The following is a 16662-nucleotide window of genomic DNA, read 5'->3' on the forward strand; positions in this document are numbered from 1 at the left end:
GCGGGATAAATCATTTACTATCGCCGCCATTCATCCATTTCTTCAATTTAAAATAGAAAGAAAACCGTTTCTTTATTCTCTTACTAATCATCTGCATTTCTTCACTTAATGTGCGCGTATTCCAGTTTGCTCTTTCTTCCTTTGCGTTAATCGTTCCAGCAATGCGGCAAAAGAAGACAAACATTCGATAAAACGGAAGTAGAAATACTGTGTATAGATGTTTACGCATATATTTCTTTATCTTTGGCTGTGACTTCAAATACAATTTTGAAACAAAATAAAACAACAACGAATTTGCGACATAGGCAAAGTAAAGAATCATATTTGCTGTTACAATTAAATACAATGGATAATCCAAAAACATTAAATATACGAGCGCAAAGATCCAAATCATTCTCGAAAAAATTAATGTATGGTCTTTAATCATTGTATAGCGAAGGACATCTAAACTACCTCGCATTTTTTTCTTTAACAATGTATTAAATAAAGCGGTAACTTCTATTCCCCCGCGTTGCCAACGTTGCCTTTGCATGTATAGACGGTCCACTGATTCGATTGGATCTACATAGAAAAAAGCGTCCTCGCATAATGCTATTTTTCCATTGTACATAAGACGAATTTGCGTTGTCATATGCGTGTCTTCTCCAAGTGTTTCAATATTATACATTTGTGTTTTTGTTACTACCTCTTTTCGGAATGCTGAAAACGCTCCTGCTAATGTGAAAATAGAATTACGATTTGATTGATAACCTCTACCTACTAAAAATGCTTCTACATACTCAAACAACTCACAGCGCTGTAATAATTTTAATAACGGTTTACTATTTTCTTGAATGAATTGTGGATTGATCATGACAACACCAGTCATTGCTGCAATATCCACATCTTCTTCAAATTTTCTTACTGTATTGTAAACAGCTCTTGCATCAAGCATACCGTCTGAGTCAATATTTAAAATGTATCTTCCTCGTGAAAGGTATATTCCTTGATTCAATGCTTGTGCTTTTCCTTGCGTTGATTTTATATACCTAATATTTAAAACTGGCTGCTCCATTTGAAATTGCTGAAACACTTCAAAAGATTCATCTTCTGACCCATTATCAATCAAAATAACCTGTATATTTTGCAATGGATATTGTTGATTTGCAATTGACTGCAAACAATCTCTCAACGTTTTTTCAGAATTATAAACAGGAATCAGAATCGTTACATATGGAAAAAAAGTTAATTCTGTCTCTTTCTTTCTGAAATAAGCACGCCAAACAACAATAGCACTTCCAAAGCCAGTCAATAAGTCAATCAGTAACGGAATAATGAGCCACACAGTCCAAAAAAAGAATTCACGTAATAAAACATCCATCGTCACTTTAATTCACCTACTTTCTGATAGCGAATTTGAACAAGTGTAAATAATACATAATAAAGATATACCGTTAAACCGAAGAAAAGAATGCGAGCAAGTACCATATGAACAAGCTTATAGGCGTCTGCTCCAAATATCTTTGTGACAACAATAATAAATAATAGCCGCAAAATATTTGCGACAATTAAAAAGAATAAACCAAAAATAGTTGATAATACCTTTGTTTTTATATTTCCAAACGGGAAGAAAAGGACAAGAGAAAGAAACACGAGCAGCTCAATACCGCCGGAGCATTCATAATTCAATACCATCGTTACAATTCCCTTACCCGTTTCAATTGTTACAAATGCAAGTTCACGATGCACATCAAATACGGGAAATACGGCCGAAATCCACTCTAACACATAGGAATTCACAATGTTTGCGTATTTCTCAACGTAAGGCAAAAAGTACAGCATACAAATTGTAAAAAAACCTACGCTTCCTACGATAAAAGCAAAGAAGCGCAGTCCAATCCGTTGCATCATCATATAACCGAAAACGCAAAGTACAATCAGTAGCATACCAATGATAATAGCGATCATGTTTCTCCCTCCCTTCTTCTATAAATTCCATACGATAAACTACAAATTATGCATAAAGCACTCACAGATAAAACAGCACCTTGCATCATATACGGATAGCCAACATGTACTTTCACATGTTTCGTCTTTATGTTCATAAATTGATTCACTTTTTCATATGTACCTTCTACTGTTTGAAAAGCATCAATTGCTGCAACAGGCACAAGTACATTTACTTGTTCACTATCAACAATGACTTCATTATGATTTCGTTTTAAACGTACCGGTACAACTTCTCTCTTTGGTAACGTGTAAGCTTTTAATTGCAACATATCCTCAAGAAATTGGAGTGTATCCTCACTTTTCGTTACAAACGTATAATAAGGAATATTTAATGCCATAAACATTACATTTTCATTTTGACTTTTCGAAAGGTAATTGAAAATCTGTTTATTCACATATAACTGTGAATCTGAATCAGTTGTATCACTAATAACATTCGTTCTCCAATCACTTGATTTTTTAGGAAACGGTTTTGTTTCCATCTTTTCACCTTTATAAAATAATTCCCCATACTGATCTTGCAGCGCAATTGGTTGCACATTTACATTTAGAAATGGTTCTGTCATTCCAGCTGTATCGATTACCACCCTCACATGATGATTGGCTAATTTTTTCACTAACTGTTCTGCTGCTTGTTTGTCTTTGTAATCTACTCCTGAAATGTAAACAACTTTATAATTTTTTAACTCGCTAAACGTGTAGTCATCAACTTTCATTCTGTCCCCTATTAACAATTGCGGGAACATATACGTAATATTGGGTGCATATTTTCCAATTGCAATCCCCTCATATTGCACGTTCGTTCCAAAGTTCCCTTCAATAGGATATTTATAAATATAGTTGCTAGGTGTTTCCTTTAGTAATTCATATCCTACTCGTTTGGCCGAGTTCCTCATTTCCTCAGGATGCTTAACAAAATTCTTCTTTAATACGAATGTATCCGCTCCTGTTTCTAGCGTACGATCAAATAAAATATCATAATATTCATGTTCTAATGCTGTATTTATTTGTACTAAATTTTGTGCCGTTGTTGCTCCTTGCCACGCCCAGCCATACACTTGATCTTTTACCTTATTTTGCGTTCCATGATAGGATAAATAGTAACTTGGAAACGAACCGTATTCGGAGTTATCTAACATCGCGATCCGCTGAGATGCTGCAGAAATTGCTACATCTAAATCTTCAGCTTGTCCTTTCGGAAATTCTCGGTTAAACCCAACTGTATAAAAAGAAGCTCCCGAATCAACAGCTAACAACAAAATAAACAGCCACATGAAAGACCTACGAAGATTTTCCCATAGTAAAACAGAGAACAAAATCATCACCATCGCCATTGCAGTAAAGCGGCGCATCCATAGCACTTGAACAAAAGGCATATTTTGCAGCAGTGGTAACGCTAGCTTTGTTGTACCGATCATAATGAATAACGCAACAGCAAATCCTGTCACCTGTTTTTTAGAACTAAAAAGTAAACCAAATAAAGCTAAAGCAGCAAATGAACAGCCAAAATAATAGATTTCGATATCATGAAAACGTAAAAATGGATGCAGCGATACACGTAATGGATAAGAGTGTAGTGCCATTACTTCTAAATTAGCCTCTCGGTCCATTCCAATAATGCCGCCATTTAATGCTGGAAATAGCCAAAATCCAGATAAACAAATTCCTAATGCAGCATACATCAGTACAATAAACTTCTGAATCATCTCTTTATTTACAATTGAATCGATAAGACAAAATAAAAAGAATGACAAACCGACCATAGCTGTTAACATCGGATGAATGAGTGTTATGATTGCCATTAAGATAGAAAGAATGAGGTATAAGTGAAGTCTTTTTTCACGTACTGCACGGTAAAAGATTAAAAATAGAAAGGGTAAGATTGACGTGATTGTACAAAAAGGAACATTTCCTTCTGCAAATAAAATGCGAAGATTTTCTGGAACGAAGAACCATAGTATCCCAATAAAAAATGCTAACCATTGTCGTTTTGTATACACTCCCCACAATAGCCAGCCGAATCCACCTACAACAAATAGAAAAATGAAAAATAGTTGATACGCCGAAGTCATATCCGTTGTCACCATTCGTAATACAGCTAAAATGTAATAAGATAAAGGTGCCCAAAATCGAAATGGTTGAAATCCGTTATACCACTCGGCACTATAATTCACATACCAATTTCCTTTTTGAAATTCTTCATATAGTAAATTTGCTTTATAGAGGTGTCCATATGTATCTGAACCCCACGGGTAACGACCGAAGCGATTCACATACCATGACATAAGGAAAGCACATACTATTAATAAAGAAAATTGAAAAAGAAACAGCCCAACTCGTTTTCGTTGTTCAAGTATCATACTCCTACCCTCTCTGAATCACATATTGCCGCATCGGATTCTCATTAATTGTTAACTCCTCAAGCGGAACATCCTGCTTCTGCAAACGCTCTGTCAAATCTTCAAAAAAGACTCGTCCAATTTGTTCCATCGTACAATTTCTTCCTGAAAACCTTGGAGAATCATTTAAGCAAGTTCCTTGGTATTCATTTAAGTATTCTCCAATGACGTTTTCAATATGAGCAAAATGTAACTCTTCTTCCCTTTTATGTGAAATAAGTAATGTAATTTCCCATGTATGCGGATGTACATCTGATTTCTTCCCATTAATAGACACATAATGCCTTGCATTCAAATAAAAATGTAGCCGATATTTTGTAATCATCGTAATATCTCCTTCAACCAATCTGTCTTTGTGGAACGAGTACATAGGATATAATGAAACATACACGATATGAATAGAAAAACCTAATATGAAGTCATCATTTTTAAATACAACAATAGTAATTCCCTTTCACTCTATGTAAAATTATCTTTTTTCTAAAACAGTAAAAAAGTCTGCTCCCGTTCAAAAAAATCTAAATTTCCTATTTGTTTAATGTAAATAAAACATTTTATAATAAGGCTATAACTAACCAGAAAAAGGTGACATTCCTACCAATGAAAAATCGTGTTCTGCAATTACTATTCGTTATTTCAGTTTCAACTATTTTACTCATGCTATTAAACAGATCATCTATATCGTTATATACTTTCGCTGGAGTCGTATTCTTTACTACAGCTGTCGGTATTGCTTTCGTCATCTTTATTGAAAATCGATCCCCGCAAAGTACGTTAGCTTGGTTTTTAGTATTGGCAATTCTCCCTATTTTCGGCGTATTTTTGTATTTATTATTTGGCCGAAGTAAATGGCGCCGAATAAAACATTTACATCGTTCCGAAGAACAAAGAAAGTTGTTCCGTGAAATTTTAGAAGGAAAACGATTGAAACAAGAAATACCACCATCCCTAACTGAACAATCTGCCCATTTAACTACAATCATCCAAAAATTTGGCGGGGGTCCTATTGCTGATGAAACTAGAGCGAAATTACTAACAAACGGTGAGGAAACATTTACAGAAATTTTGTCTTCCATTCAAGAAGCAAAGCACCACATTCATATTCAATATTACATTTATCGAGCTGATGAAATTGGAACAAAGATTCGAGATGCTTTAATCGAAAAAGCGAAAGAGGGAGTAATAGTCCGCTTTTTATTTGATGACCTCGGAAGCTATCCATTACGAAGCACCTTTTTGCAACCGATGAAGGATGCAGGAATTGAGGTAGTAGAATTTGACCCTATCCTTTCCCCTTGGCTAATTGAAACTGTCAATTACCGAAATCACCGAAAGATCGTTATTATTGACGGGAAAATTGGATTTACAGGTGGATTGAATGTTGGGGATGAATATCTTGGCCGTTCTAAGAAATATCCAATTTGGCGAGATAGTCATTTAAAACTTGAAGGGAAAGCATTATACAAACTACAAGCGATTTTTCTAGAAGATTGGTTATACGCACGTAGTGGATTAAATAACTATTCTTGGGAACCGTTTATGATGAAAGAGTATTTCCCAGGGTCGACAGCCCAGGCAGAAGGTGCTGTTCAAATTGTTGCAAGTGGCCCAAGTGCAAATGATAAAACGATTCGAAATGCCCTGTTAGCAGCAATGACATCAGCGAAACGTTCTATTTGGATTGCAACGCCATACTTTATTCCCGATCAGGAAACATTAACATTACTACGTTTAAGTGCAATCGCCGGAATTGATGTCCGTATTCTGTATCCCGGCATAAGCGATAGCGTGATAAGTGACCAAGCTTCTCAATCTTACTTTGCCCCATTATTAGAAGCCGGTGTTTCTATTTATCGTTATAAAGACGGATTTATGCATGCTAAAATTGTCTTAATTGATGATGAAGTTGCAACAATTGGTACAGCAAATATGGACATTCGTAGTTTTGAACTGAATTATGAATTGATCGCTATGTTGTATAATTCACAGACTGTCCTTGATATTAAAAGAGATTTCGAACAAGACTTTAACGATTCTACAGAAATTCGCTGGGAAGTATTCCAAAGAAGAAGCCTTCGAAAAAGAATGCTTGAATCACTAATGCGACTTATTTCGCCACTTTTATAAAGTGAAACTTCCATCAGTGGGGGGCTTTTACGGGAAGTTTTCTTCTCTATGCTTCCCCAATCTATACTATCCGTTAATGCGAGATAAGGGAACATCTTCCAAATTGGAAGATGTTTTTTCTTTGCCTCACTTATGAAAACACGTTATCATAAGAAGGATTGTTTACTTTATGAAAATAATGTTAGGTGGGAAATACATGTTAGAACAATTTCATATACATGCAGGATTAAAAGAACAACTTGTAAATATTCATGAAACAAATAAACAAACAGCAGGCAATGCTGCTACTTTAATTGGAACAAAAATGTATAAAGCAGCAGATAACAGCATTATTGAAGATGCAATTACTGCCTTACTTCTTGGTAAAAACGTTCTATTAAAAGGACCTACTGGAAGCGGGAAAACTGTTCTTGCTGAAACGCTATCTTATTTATTTCAAAAGCCAATGCATAGCATTAACTGCTCTGTTGATTTAGATGTAGAAGGAATTTTAGGGTACAACACATTAACAACAACAGAAGGTGCCTCTGAAGTTACTTTCGTGGATGGTCCATTGATGAAAGCGATGAAAAATGGTCACTTCCTTTATATCGATGAAATTAACATGGCAAAGCCAGAAACGCTTCCACTTCTTCACGGTGCACTCGACTACCGAAAAATGATTACAAACCCATTCACACAAGAGGTTGTGTATGGCAGTGATGAATATCGTGTAATTGCTGCGATTAACGAAGGGTATGTTGGAACGAGCGAACTAAATGAAGCGTTAAAAAACCGTTTCGTTATTATTGAAGTTCCTTATATTCAAGGTGAAACATTAAAAGAACTGTTATTAGCTGAATCAAAATTACAGAATGCAGCAACAATCGAAAAGTTTGTGGCATTCGCTAGTGACTTAATGCCGCTTGCTCGCGATGGTCGTGTAAGTGAAGAAGCTGCAAGTATTCGCGGTATTATCGATGCATGTGATTTAAGTGTGTATATTCCAGTAATGCGTGCAATTGAACGAAGTATTATTGCAAAATTAAGCGATGAGACAGAACAAATGACAGTACGTGAATTAGCAGAAAGCTATTTTTTTGAGGGATAATTCATGAGACAAATTTTTAGCGACAAGAAAATCGATGCGTCTCTGTTTCTGCAAATGGAAAACTTAATGTACGCCCTTCTAAAAGAAGAAAATGCGTATTTAGAATATGGATATAAAGCATATTATGACGAAATCGAAAATAAAATTGTCATCAGTCATTTTTGGGATGATCGAAGCGAAGTGAATAAAGTAATCGGCTTAAAAAGTGAAGTATATTTAAAAGCGCTTGGCTACAAACATCATTCCGATATGCAACTGATTCGTAGTTATGCAAAAGAATTACAGCAATCACCGCTTAAAAATTTTTTAACGCAGCTTTTCGTTCTATTAGAAGATTTACGAGTTGAAGAAATTGTGAAACGAGAGCGTCCTGGTACAAAACCAATTTTTGCACGCCGAAAAGAAATGTATCGAAATTATTTCAGCTCACAATACGAAATTAACCGGATCCGTAATTATCATGCTGATATGCTTATTTGTTTATGTTACTTAACAGTAACGAGCGACAAATACGAAATGTTTAATAACGACTACTTTGAGCACATTGAAGCAATTTTACACGAAACATTCCAAACGCATACAACAGAAGATACGATGTATGTTGTTGAAAAAATTCGCTATCGTTTAGAAGAACTTTTAGAACACGATATGATTAATAACTACTTTGGCCTTGCGCCGCTCAATACTTCTGTCATTTTTGACAAAATTGAAGAACGAGTAGATGAATTAGCAAACGATGATGTTCAAATTGTTGATGATGATGATGATAAGAGTAAAATCAATGAAAGCTTTTCGACTTGGCATCGTGAAAATAAAAACAATGAAAACGAAAACTTCTTACGCTTTGAATTAGAGAGCGGTACAAAAACAAATATGATGGGTGATACAGCCCGTGAATCTGAGGATAGTGATCAAGCACTTGCTTCTGTGCAAGGTACTTCACAAAAAAGTACGCAGTCGAACTTCGACGGTGCAGATGCTGAAGATACAAGGGGCTCTCATGCTTCTAGCCAAAGTGAAGGTGTATACGGTAAATATAACGCCGGCGCATCGCATACTTTTAAAGAAGCCCGCAAGCCGCAGCCTGACGAAAAGAAAGACTATCAAGCGATAAAATCTGTCGTAAATAAAGATGTAAAAGAACTAAAGAAGATCATCGAAAAAACAATTGAAAATAAAACGAACGCAAATGCAGATAAATACTACGGAAGACTTCGTAAAAAGTTCCTGCGTATTTATACAGAAAAACAACCACGTATGTTTTATAAAAAAGGACAAGAATCACAAGAGCTTGACGTTGTCTTTCACCTGTTAGTTGACTGCTCAGGTTCGATGTATAACAAAATGGAAGAAACGAAAAAAAGCGTCGTTCTTTTCCATGAAGCTTTAAAATCGTTAAAAATTCCGCACGCTATTAGCGGATTTTGGGAAGATGCTTCTAGCGCCACCCCCGAGAATAAACCAAACGTCATTCATGAAGTTGTAACTTATCAAAACTCAACGCTGCCAAGCATTGGTCCAGAAGTCATGCAACTTCGTGAAGAAGAAGATAACCGTGATGGATACATTATTCGTATCGTTTCCGAAAAGCTTACAAAACGCCAGGAAAAGCATAAATTTTTGCTTGTCTTCACAGATGGCGAACCGTCTGCATTAGACTATCAACAAGATGGTATTTTAGATACACACGAAGCTGTGAAACATGCTCGTAAAAGCGGCATCGAAGTCATTGGGATCTTTATCGAAGAAGGCGAAGCAAAAGAAGCAACCTATCAACTCATGAAAAATATATACAACCACCACTTCTTAGTGGCAAATCATGCTGAAGATTTACGATTGAAGATTAAACCGTTATTGAAGAAATTACTATTAAAGACGATTGAATAGAAACCAGGAGCTGGGTGCAGCTCCTGGTTTTTTGTCATTTTTTGCCGAGTGGTCTTTATTTCGTGTCGAATCGCCGATATATTTCAATTTGCGCCGATATATGGTGAAAAGCGGTCGATATATTTGAAAAGTCGCCGATAAAAAATGAAAATTTTTTGGGCATATTAAGAAGCAAATAGATGTGAAAGGATGGTTCATTTGTGCCCAAAAAAAGATGAACAATATACGGATGTTACAACTGCTGAAGCTAGGCATCAATATGTCATTCCTGAGGAGTTTCCTGAAGGGCCTTACGGTTCTTCCTTTAACAAAAAGTTAGGAAAATCGAATCCTTGGGATAAAGATCAAAAAACACATAAAGCATTTAGCAACGAATATGAAAAACAGTTTGAAGAAACTGAACAATAATATAGGAAAACTAATGTAGATATGCATGAAGTGAAATCTATATAAATCAAAATTAAAAGAACCATTCTTTTTAGGTGGGCGAGAGCATCTGGCCGTGCATAGAAGCAGTCAGATCCTTTTTCTGCCACATGCACAGTGAAAAACAAAGATAACAAGTAAGTACAGCTTCCTTTGTTTCTGCATCGCCGCAATCTTTATGTCGAAAAATTAAAATGGATTTATATAGGCTAAGTTTAAACATGTCGACAAAAAAGAACCGATTCAACACGTTGAATCGGTTCTTCTCATTAGCTAATTACTAGCTCAGTTTCTAATTTTTTTTTTAATTTCTCAAGCATATCTGCTGTCATTTTGTCTAAATCATAGTCTGCTTTGAAGCCCCACTCTTCTTTTGCTGCTGTTGCGTCAATTGAGTTTGGCCAGCTATCTGCAATTTTTTGGCGAGCTGGATCAACAGCGTAATCCATCGTGAACGTTGGAATGTGTTTACGAATAGATGCCGCAATTTGTTCTGGTTCGAAGCTCATTGCTGTAATGTTAAATGCATTGCGATGTTTTAACTTACTTGGATCTGCTTCCATTAATGAAATGATCGCTTGCAATGCATCTGGCATGTACATCATATCCATGTATGTTCCTTCTGCAATGTAAGAAGTGTACGCGCCTTTTTTAATTGCTTCGTAGTAAATTTCAACTGCATAGTCAGTTGTTCCTCCTCCAGGAGGTGCAACATATGAAATTAAACCTGGGAAGCGTACACCACGCGTATCTACACCAAACTTTTGATAGTAATAATCACATAAAAGTTCTCCAGCTACTTTGTTTACCCCATACATCGTAGTTGGACGCTGAATGGTGTCTTGCGGCGTATTATCTTTTGGCGTTGTCGGACCGAATGCACCAATTGAGCTTGGCGTGAAAAACTTACAGTTTAACTCACGTGCCGCTTCTAACGCATTTACAAGACCGCCCATGTTTAAGTTCCAAGCAAATAGCGGATTTTTTTCTGCCGTTGCAGAAAGTAATGCTGCTAAATGAATGATTGTATCCACTTCATTACGCTTTGCAATATCATGTAATTTTTGACCATCCGTTACATCTAAAATTTCAAATGGGCCAGATTTTACAACTTCGCTATCTGTTTCACGAATATCTGTTGCAACAACGTTTGATGCACCGTATACATCACGAAGTTTCGTTACAAGTTCAGAACCAATTTGACCTAAAGAACCGGTTACTAGAATTTTTTTCATTTTCCCCACTCCTCATTAGCAAGCTTTCATAGATGTAAATGTCTTAAATAATGCCCATTTCTTTTCCAACTTTTTCATAAATACGAATTGCTTCATCAAGCATTTCTTTCGTATGTGCTGCTGTTGGCATGTTACGAACACGTCCTGTTCCTTTTGCTACAGTTGGGAACACGATTGATTTCGCGTATACGCCCTCTTCGTTTAGGCGTTGACTAAATTTTTGTGTTACTACTTCATCACCAATAATACAAGGTGTAATTGGTGTTTCACTTTCGCCAATGTTAAAGCCAAGCTCTTTTAAGCCTTGTTTCAAATAACGGCCATTTTCCCATAAACGGTCATGCAGCTCAGTGCTTTCCATTAAAATTTCAATTGATCTCATACAAGCAGCTGCATCAGCTGGTGTTAACGCTGTTGAGAATAAGAATGGACGAGAGCGAACTTTTAACCAATCGATTAAGTTTTTCTTACCAGCAACATATCCACCGATAACTCCAATCGCTTTCGATAATGTACCGATTTGGAAATCGACTTTATCAGATAGTCCAAAATGTTTTACTGTACCAGCACCTTTTCCAAGTACGCCAGAACCGTGTGCATCATCCACATACGTCATTAAATCTAGCTCTTCTGCAATTTCAACGATTTCTGGTAGTTTTGCTACATCGCCATCCATTGAGAATACGCCATCTGTAATAACCATTAATTTATTGTATAAACCTGATTCTTTTGCTTCGATTGCTTTTTTACGTAAATCTTCCATATCGGAATGTTTATAAACAATAATTTTTGCTCTTGATAAACGGCTACCATCAATAATAGATGCATGGTTTAATTCATCAGAAAGAATCGCGTCATTTTTATCCATAACAGCTGAAATCGCTGCCATATTACAATTAAACCCAGATTGATATGCAATTGCTGCCTCTGTATGCTTGAATTTCGCAATTGTTTCTTCTAATTTAATATGCAAATCAAGTGTACCGTTAATTGTACGAACAGCCCCTGCACCAACACCATATTTATGAATCGCGCCGATTGCTGCTTCTTTTAAACGCTCATCTGTTGCTAACCCAAGATAGTTATTTGAAGATAAATTAATATATTCTTTTCCGCCAATTGTAATGATTGGTCCATTCGAACTTTCAAGCGGATCAATAACGTTATAAAGCCCCTTTGATTTTAAATCCTCTAGGTTTTCTACTAAAAAATTGTCAAGTGTTTTGCTAGACATCGTGAAACCTCCCTATCGTTCATATAAAGAAAGTATTTTCCTATATAAACCCAAATTAAAAACGACATAAACACCCTTTTCTTTTTAAATGGGCGAGAGCATCTGGCCGTACGTAGAAGCGGTCAGGGACTTTTTCTGCCACATGCGAAATAAAAGCAAAGGGAGAAAGCAAGTGCAGAATCTTTTTTTCTGCATAGCAGCAATCTTTATGTCAAAAAATAAAAATGAATTCATATAATACCCTTTTACAAGCTTAACACGTTTCAAAAATTTATTATAGGAAAATAGTTTAAAGTAAACGCTTACATTTACTGATTATATCTTATCTAATGACGGAAATCTATTATTATTATTTAGATTTTGGTAGAATTAAAAAAACGCTTTCAAGGAGAGGATACAATGTCTTATACAGAATCTGACGTTTACAATGAAGACTTATTTTTTGAACAATACATGAAACGCAGGCATCGAACAGATAATCCAAACGACTCGATTGAAAAGCCTGTTCTCTTACAGTTACTTGGCCATATAAAAGATAAAGATATTCTTGACCTTGGCTGCGGTGATGCACAATTTGGAGTAGAGCTATTACAGAAAGGCTGTCAATCTTATACCGGAATTGAAGGCTCCCATCGTATGTATGAAGAAGCTCAAAAACAATTACAACATACAAATGGAATCGTTCATCTTTTAAACCTCAAAGACTATACATACCCATCTTCTACTTTTGATATCGTTACATCTAGACTTGTCCTTCACTATATTGAACATATTGATAATACTTTCAAACAAATTTTTCAAACGTTAAAACCTGGCGGGACTTTTGCTTTTAGTGTTCAGCACCCAGTTATCACTTCTGCATTTGAAAGCTTACAAAGCACCGGACAATTGAACAATACTTCATATCTTTACAGAAAGCTGGTTTTACGATTACTAGTTTACGAGAAGCAACACCAGAGTTGCAGCATTTTCAAAGTGAGGAAGAATATATACGTAGGCTGCGTATCCCTTTGTTTCTATTATTTTCGTGTACAAAGTAAAAAGGCGATGGTGATTCATCGCCTTTTTACTTTGTTCTTTTATCTTTTAATTAATCGCTTGCGGAAGTATGCGTCTTCCCTTTCCTTGCGGGATACAAAGCGGTGTACCGAATAACGGATCTGTAATAATTTCACACTTCATACGAAAGACATCACGTACAAGCTTATCATTAATAATATCTTCTGGTTTGCCTTGTGCATAAATTTGTTTATCACGAATTGCTACAATATGATCTGCATAACGACAAGCTAAATTTAAATCATGTAGCACCATTACAATTGTGCGTCGCTCATTCTCATTTAACTCAAATAATAAATCAAGCACTTCAATTTGATGGGTCATATCTAAATATGTTGTTGGCTCGTCTAATAAAATAATATCTGTATCCTGAGCAAGTGTCATTGCAATCCATGCACGCTGACGTTGTCCACCAGACAATGCATGAACATCTCGTTCTGCAAATTCGGTCATTCCCGTTGCAGCTAATGCTTTCCATACCATTTCTTCATCTCGCTTTGACCATTGCTTTAACCATGTTTGATATGGATAACGTCGTTGTTTTAACAAATGAAGGAACAGAAGCTTTACTTACCCTTGGGGTAACACCAGTCGGTGCTGCTGAAGCGCCTACCGGTAACCCATGGTATCCACATACAAAGGATAAACTAAAAAATGTAAAAACTGTCGGTACTGAGCTTCAACCCAATGTAGAAGCAATTGCTGCTTTAAAACCCGACTTAATCATTGGTAATAAACTGCGTCACGAAAAAATATACGAGCAATTAAAAGGCATTGCTCCTACTGTTTTCTCAGAAACACTACGCGGTGAATGGAAAGATAATTTTAAACTTTATGCAAAAGCAGTGAATAAAGAAAAGAAGGTCAAAATGTACTAGCTGATTACGACAAACGTATAAAAGACTTAAAAGGTAAACTTGGAGATAAAGTAAATCAAGAAATTTCTATGGTGCGCTTTATGCCTGGTGATGTACGTATTTATCACGGAGATACATTCTCTGGTGTTATTTTAAAAGAACTTGGTTTCAAACGTCCTGGTGATCAAAACAAAAATGACTTTGCAGAACGTAATGTATCTAAAGAGCGCATTCCTGCAATGGATGGCGATATCATCTTCTACTTCACATATGATAAAGGTAATGAAAAGAAAGGTTCTGAATTAGAAAAAGAATATATCAACGATCCTCTTTTCAAAAACTTAAATGCTTCCAAAAACGGTAAAGTATACAAAGTTGACGATGTCATTTGGAATACAGCTGGCGGTGTAATGGCTGCGAACTTGATGCTAGATGACATTGAAAAACGCTTTGTAAAATAAAGCAAAACTTCCAAAAGTAGTGGGATAAAATATCTCAAAAAAACAACTTCTGTATACAGGAGTTGTTTTTTTATTTTGTATTCTTATTCAAAATATGTTATATTCAAAAAGTGTCCCTAAGAATAATTCAGTATATCAGAAAAGTTTACCTAGTTAAAATTTTCTGATTAGTGATTATTTTATATGCTTTTTAAACGAAAAATAACAAGCATGAAAACGCTTATTTTCAATTTTTCAGGGGCAAAATACGATGACGGAAGATGTTTTTATAGAATTTACAAAATTTTTTATTCTATTTCCATATAATACTATTGACTTCTAAATATTTTGTAAATTAAAATGATTACATAAATATCCGTTTAACAAGATTAGGAGGAATGAAAATGGATGCAGCTGTGAAGTTAAACAAAGCTGAAGAACAACAATCACCAAAGAAACATCCTCCGGGATTATATTTGTTGTTCTTTACAGAAATGTGGGAAAGATTTAGCTACTACGGAATGCGTAGTCTTTTAGTTCTATATTTAACGACTGCAGTTGTTGGCGGTGGATTAGGGTTTGACAAGGCATCCGCTGTACAACTTTATGGTACATTTACAATGCTCGTATATTTCACACCAATTATTGGTGGTTGGTTAACTGACCACTTTATCACAAAACGCCATGCGATTACTATTGGTGGTATCATCATGGCAATTGGTAACTTTGTTCTTTTCTCAATGAATACATCAACTGGCCTTTATTTAGGATTAGGATTATTAATTATCGGTAATGGATTTTTCAAACCAAATATTTCAACTCTTGTAGGTTCACTTTACGGTGAAAATGATAAACGCCGTGACTCTGCTTTCACAATTTTCTACATGGGTATTAACTTAGGCGCTTTAATTGCACCGTTACTTTGTGGTTTCTTAGCAGAAGACTTCTTTACATCAACTGTTAACGGCGTTATGGTAAAAGGATACAAATACGGCTTCTTAGTTGCTTGTATTGGTATGATTATTGGTCAAGTTCTCTTTAACTTACTAGCTAAACGTTATCTTGGTGATATCGGAACAACAGTTGTTGGTAAAAAGTCAAAAGATAGCACTGCAAAAGTGATTGAGAAAAAACCTTTAACAAAACAAGAGAAAAACCGCACTTGGGCAATTATTATTTTAACTTGCTTCGTTGTCTTCTTCTGGGCAGGCTTCGAACAAGCAGGTAGTTCTTTAACTCTTTATACAGATAAATTCGTTGATCGTACGATTTTCGGATGGGAAATGCCAACTTCTTGGTTCCAATCTGTTAACCCATTGTTTATCGTTTTATTAGCACCAGTTGTTTCTGCGTTATGGGTAAAACTTTCTAAAACAAAAAATGGCGATTTAAAAATCCCAACAAAAATGGCATTTGGTATGATTCTATTAGGAATCGGTTACCTTGTATTAACATTAGCAGTTCTAAAAACAGGTAGTGATGAAGCTCATATTGCTGCAAAAGCAAACTTATTGTTCATCGTTATCACGTATGTATTCCATACAATTGGTGAGCTATTCTTATCACCAATCGGTTTATCTATGGTAAGTGCAATTGCTCCTGTAAAGTTAGCTTCTTTATTAATGGGCGTATGGATGGCTGGTACTGGATGTGCAAACAAACTAGCTGGTATCTTAGCTGCTTACACACAATCATTAGGCTATTTAGAAGTATTCTCAAGCATCGGTATTATCGTTATTGTATTAGGCTTAATCCTTCTTATGTTCTCTAAAAAAATTGCACATATGATGGAATAAAGAAAAAGCGGAGAGATTTCTCCGCTTTTTTCACTTTGTTGAAAAAAGATTATGTCAAAGAAAATGCCAAATTTTTTTGGCATTTTCTTTGATTTATATTTGTTTTATAAAGTAGTTTCTTCT

General features: G+C 35.6%; 12 protein-coding genes and 2 pseudogenes. 7 read left to right on the plus strand and 7 right to left on the minus strand.

Annotated features, from left to right (window positions below):
* Positions 1 to 10: 10 nt before the first annotated feature.
* The 4 genes from Q9306_RS14765 to Q9306_RS14780 are packed head-to-tail and all read right to left on the minus strand — an operon-like array spanning position 11 to position 4713.
* On the minus strand, positions 11 to 1360 hold the full coding sequence (locus tag Q9306_RS14765) for a TIGR03111 family XrtG-associated glycosyltransferase (protein ID WP_306199732.1): 1350 nt from the start codon (positions 1358 to 1360) through the stop codon (positions 11 to 13).
* A 2-nt stretch (positions 1361 to 1362) separates the two neighbouring features.
* Complete coding sequence (gene xrtG / locus Q9306_RS14770) at positions 1363 to 1947, minus strand: exosortase family protein XrtG (RefSeq protein WP_306199705.1); 585 nt, start codon at positions 1945 to 1947, stop codon at positions 1363 to 1365.
* A complete protein-coding gene (locus Q9306_RS14775) occupies positions 1944 to 4349 on the minus strand; it encodes a 6-pyruvoyl-tetrahydropterin synthase-related protein (protein ID WP_306199706.1) in 2406 nt (801 codons plus the stop codon). Before Q9306_RS14775 ends, xrtG begins: the two co-directional genes overlap by 4 nt.
* A 4-nt stretch (positions 4350 to 4353) precedes the next feature.
* Positions 4354 to 4713: a 6-carboxytetrahydropterin synthase gene (locus tag Q9306_RS14780; RefSeq protein WP_306199708.1), complete on the minus strand. Its 360-nt coding sequence runs from the start codon at positions 4711 to 4713 to the stop codon at positions 4354 to 4356.
* Between the two features lie 275 nt (positions 4714 to 4988).
* Here Q9306_RS14780 and Q9306_RS14785 point away from each other — a divergent pair, with 275 nt between their 5' ends.
* From Q9306_RS14785 to Q9306_RS14800, 4 genes are all read left to right on the plus strand, one after another.
* Positions 4989 to 6515: a cardiolipin synthase gene (locus Q9306_RS14785; RefSeq protein ID WP_306199710.1), complete on the plus strand. Its 1527-nt coding sequence runs from the start codon at positions 4989 to 4991 to the stop codon at positions 6513 to 6515.
* Between the two features lie 196 nt (positions 6516 to 6711).
* Entirely contained in the window at positions 6712 to 7605 is an 894-nt protein-coding gene (locus Q9306_RS14790; RefSeq protein WP_306199712.1) for an ATP-binding protein, read from the plus strand.
* A gap of 3 nt (positions 7606 to 7608) precedes the next feature.
* Positions 7609 to 9492 carry a vWA domain-containing protein gene (locus Q9306_RS14795; protein ID WP_306199715.1) on the plus strand — a complete coding sequence of 628 codons (1884 nt, stop codon included), beginning with the start codon at positions 7609 to 7611 and terminating at the stop codon, positions 9490 to 9492.
* Between the two features lie 198 nt (positions 9493 to 9690).
* Positions 9691 to 9900, plus strand: a complete 210-nt coding sequence (locus tag Q9306_RS14800; RefSeq protein ID WP_306199718.1) for a hypothetical protein — start codon at positions 9691 to 9693, stop codon at positions 9898 to 9900.
* A 287-nt stretch (positions 9901 to 10187) separates the two neighbouring features.
* Here the strand turns inward: Q9306_RS14800 and Q9306_RS14805 are convergent, their stop codons facing one another.
* Entirely contained in the window at positions 10188 to 11162 is a 975-nt protein-coding gene (locus Q9306_RS14805) for an L-threonine 3-dehydrogenase (RefSeq protein ID WP_306199720.1), read from the minus strand.
* Between the two features lie 34 nt (positions 11163 to 11196).
* Complete coding sequence (locus tag Q9306_RS14810; protein ID WP_306199723.1) at positions 11197 to 12387, minus strand: glycine C-acetyltransferase; 1191 nt, start codon at positions 12385 to 12387, stop codon at positions 11197 to 11199.
* A gap of 399 nt (positions 12388 to 12786) precedes the next feature.
* Between Q9306_RS14810 and Q9306_RS14815 the strand changes: the two genes are divergently transcribed.
* Entirely contained in the window at positions 12787 to 13542 is a 756-nt protein-coding gene (locus tag Q9306_RS14815; protein ID WP_306199725.1) for a class I SAM-dependent DNA methyltransferase, read from the plus strand.
* Here Q9306_RS14815 and Q9306_RS14820 read toward each other — a convergent pair.
* A pseudogene (locus tag Q9306_RS14820) lies at positions 13474 to 14010 on the minus strand (ABC transporter ATP-binding protein); the annotation flags it as partial. The gene Q9306_RS14815 and the pseudogene Q9306_RS14820 sit on opposite strands and share 69 nt — an antisense overlap.
* Here Q9306_RS14820 and Q9306_RS14825 point away from each other — a divergent pair.
* Both Q9306_RS14825 and Q9306_RS14830 read left to right on the plus strand, forming a co-directional pair.
* Positions 13980 to 14764: pseudogene (locus tag Q9306_RS14825) on the plus strand (ABC transporter substrate-binding protein); the annotation flags it as partial. The pseudogenes Q9306_RS14820 and Q9306_RS14825 sit on opposite strands and share 31 nt — an antisense overlap.
* A gap of 383 nt (positions 14765 to 15147) precedes the next feature.
* Positions 15148 to 16539, plus strand: a complete 1392-nt coding sequence (locus Q9306_RS14830) for a peptide MFS transporter (RefSeq protein WP_306199728.1) — start codon at positions 15148 to 15150, stop codon at positions 16537 to 16539.
* Positions 16540 to 16662: the final 123 nt, after the last annotated feature.

The organism is Bacillus multifaciens (assembly GCF_030756675.1).
GTDB lineage: Bacteria > Bacillota > Bacilli > Bacillales > Bacillaceae_G > Bacillus_A > Bacillus_A multifaciens.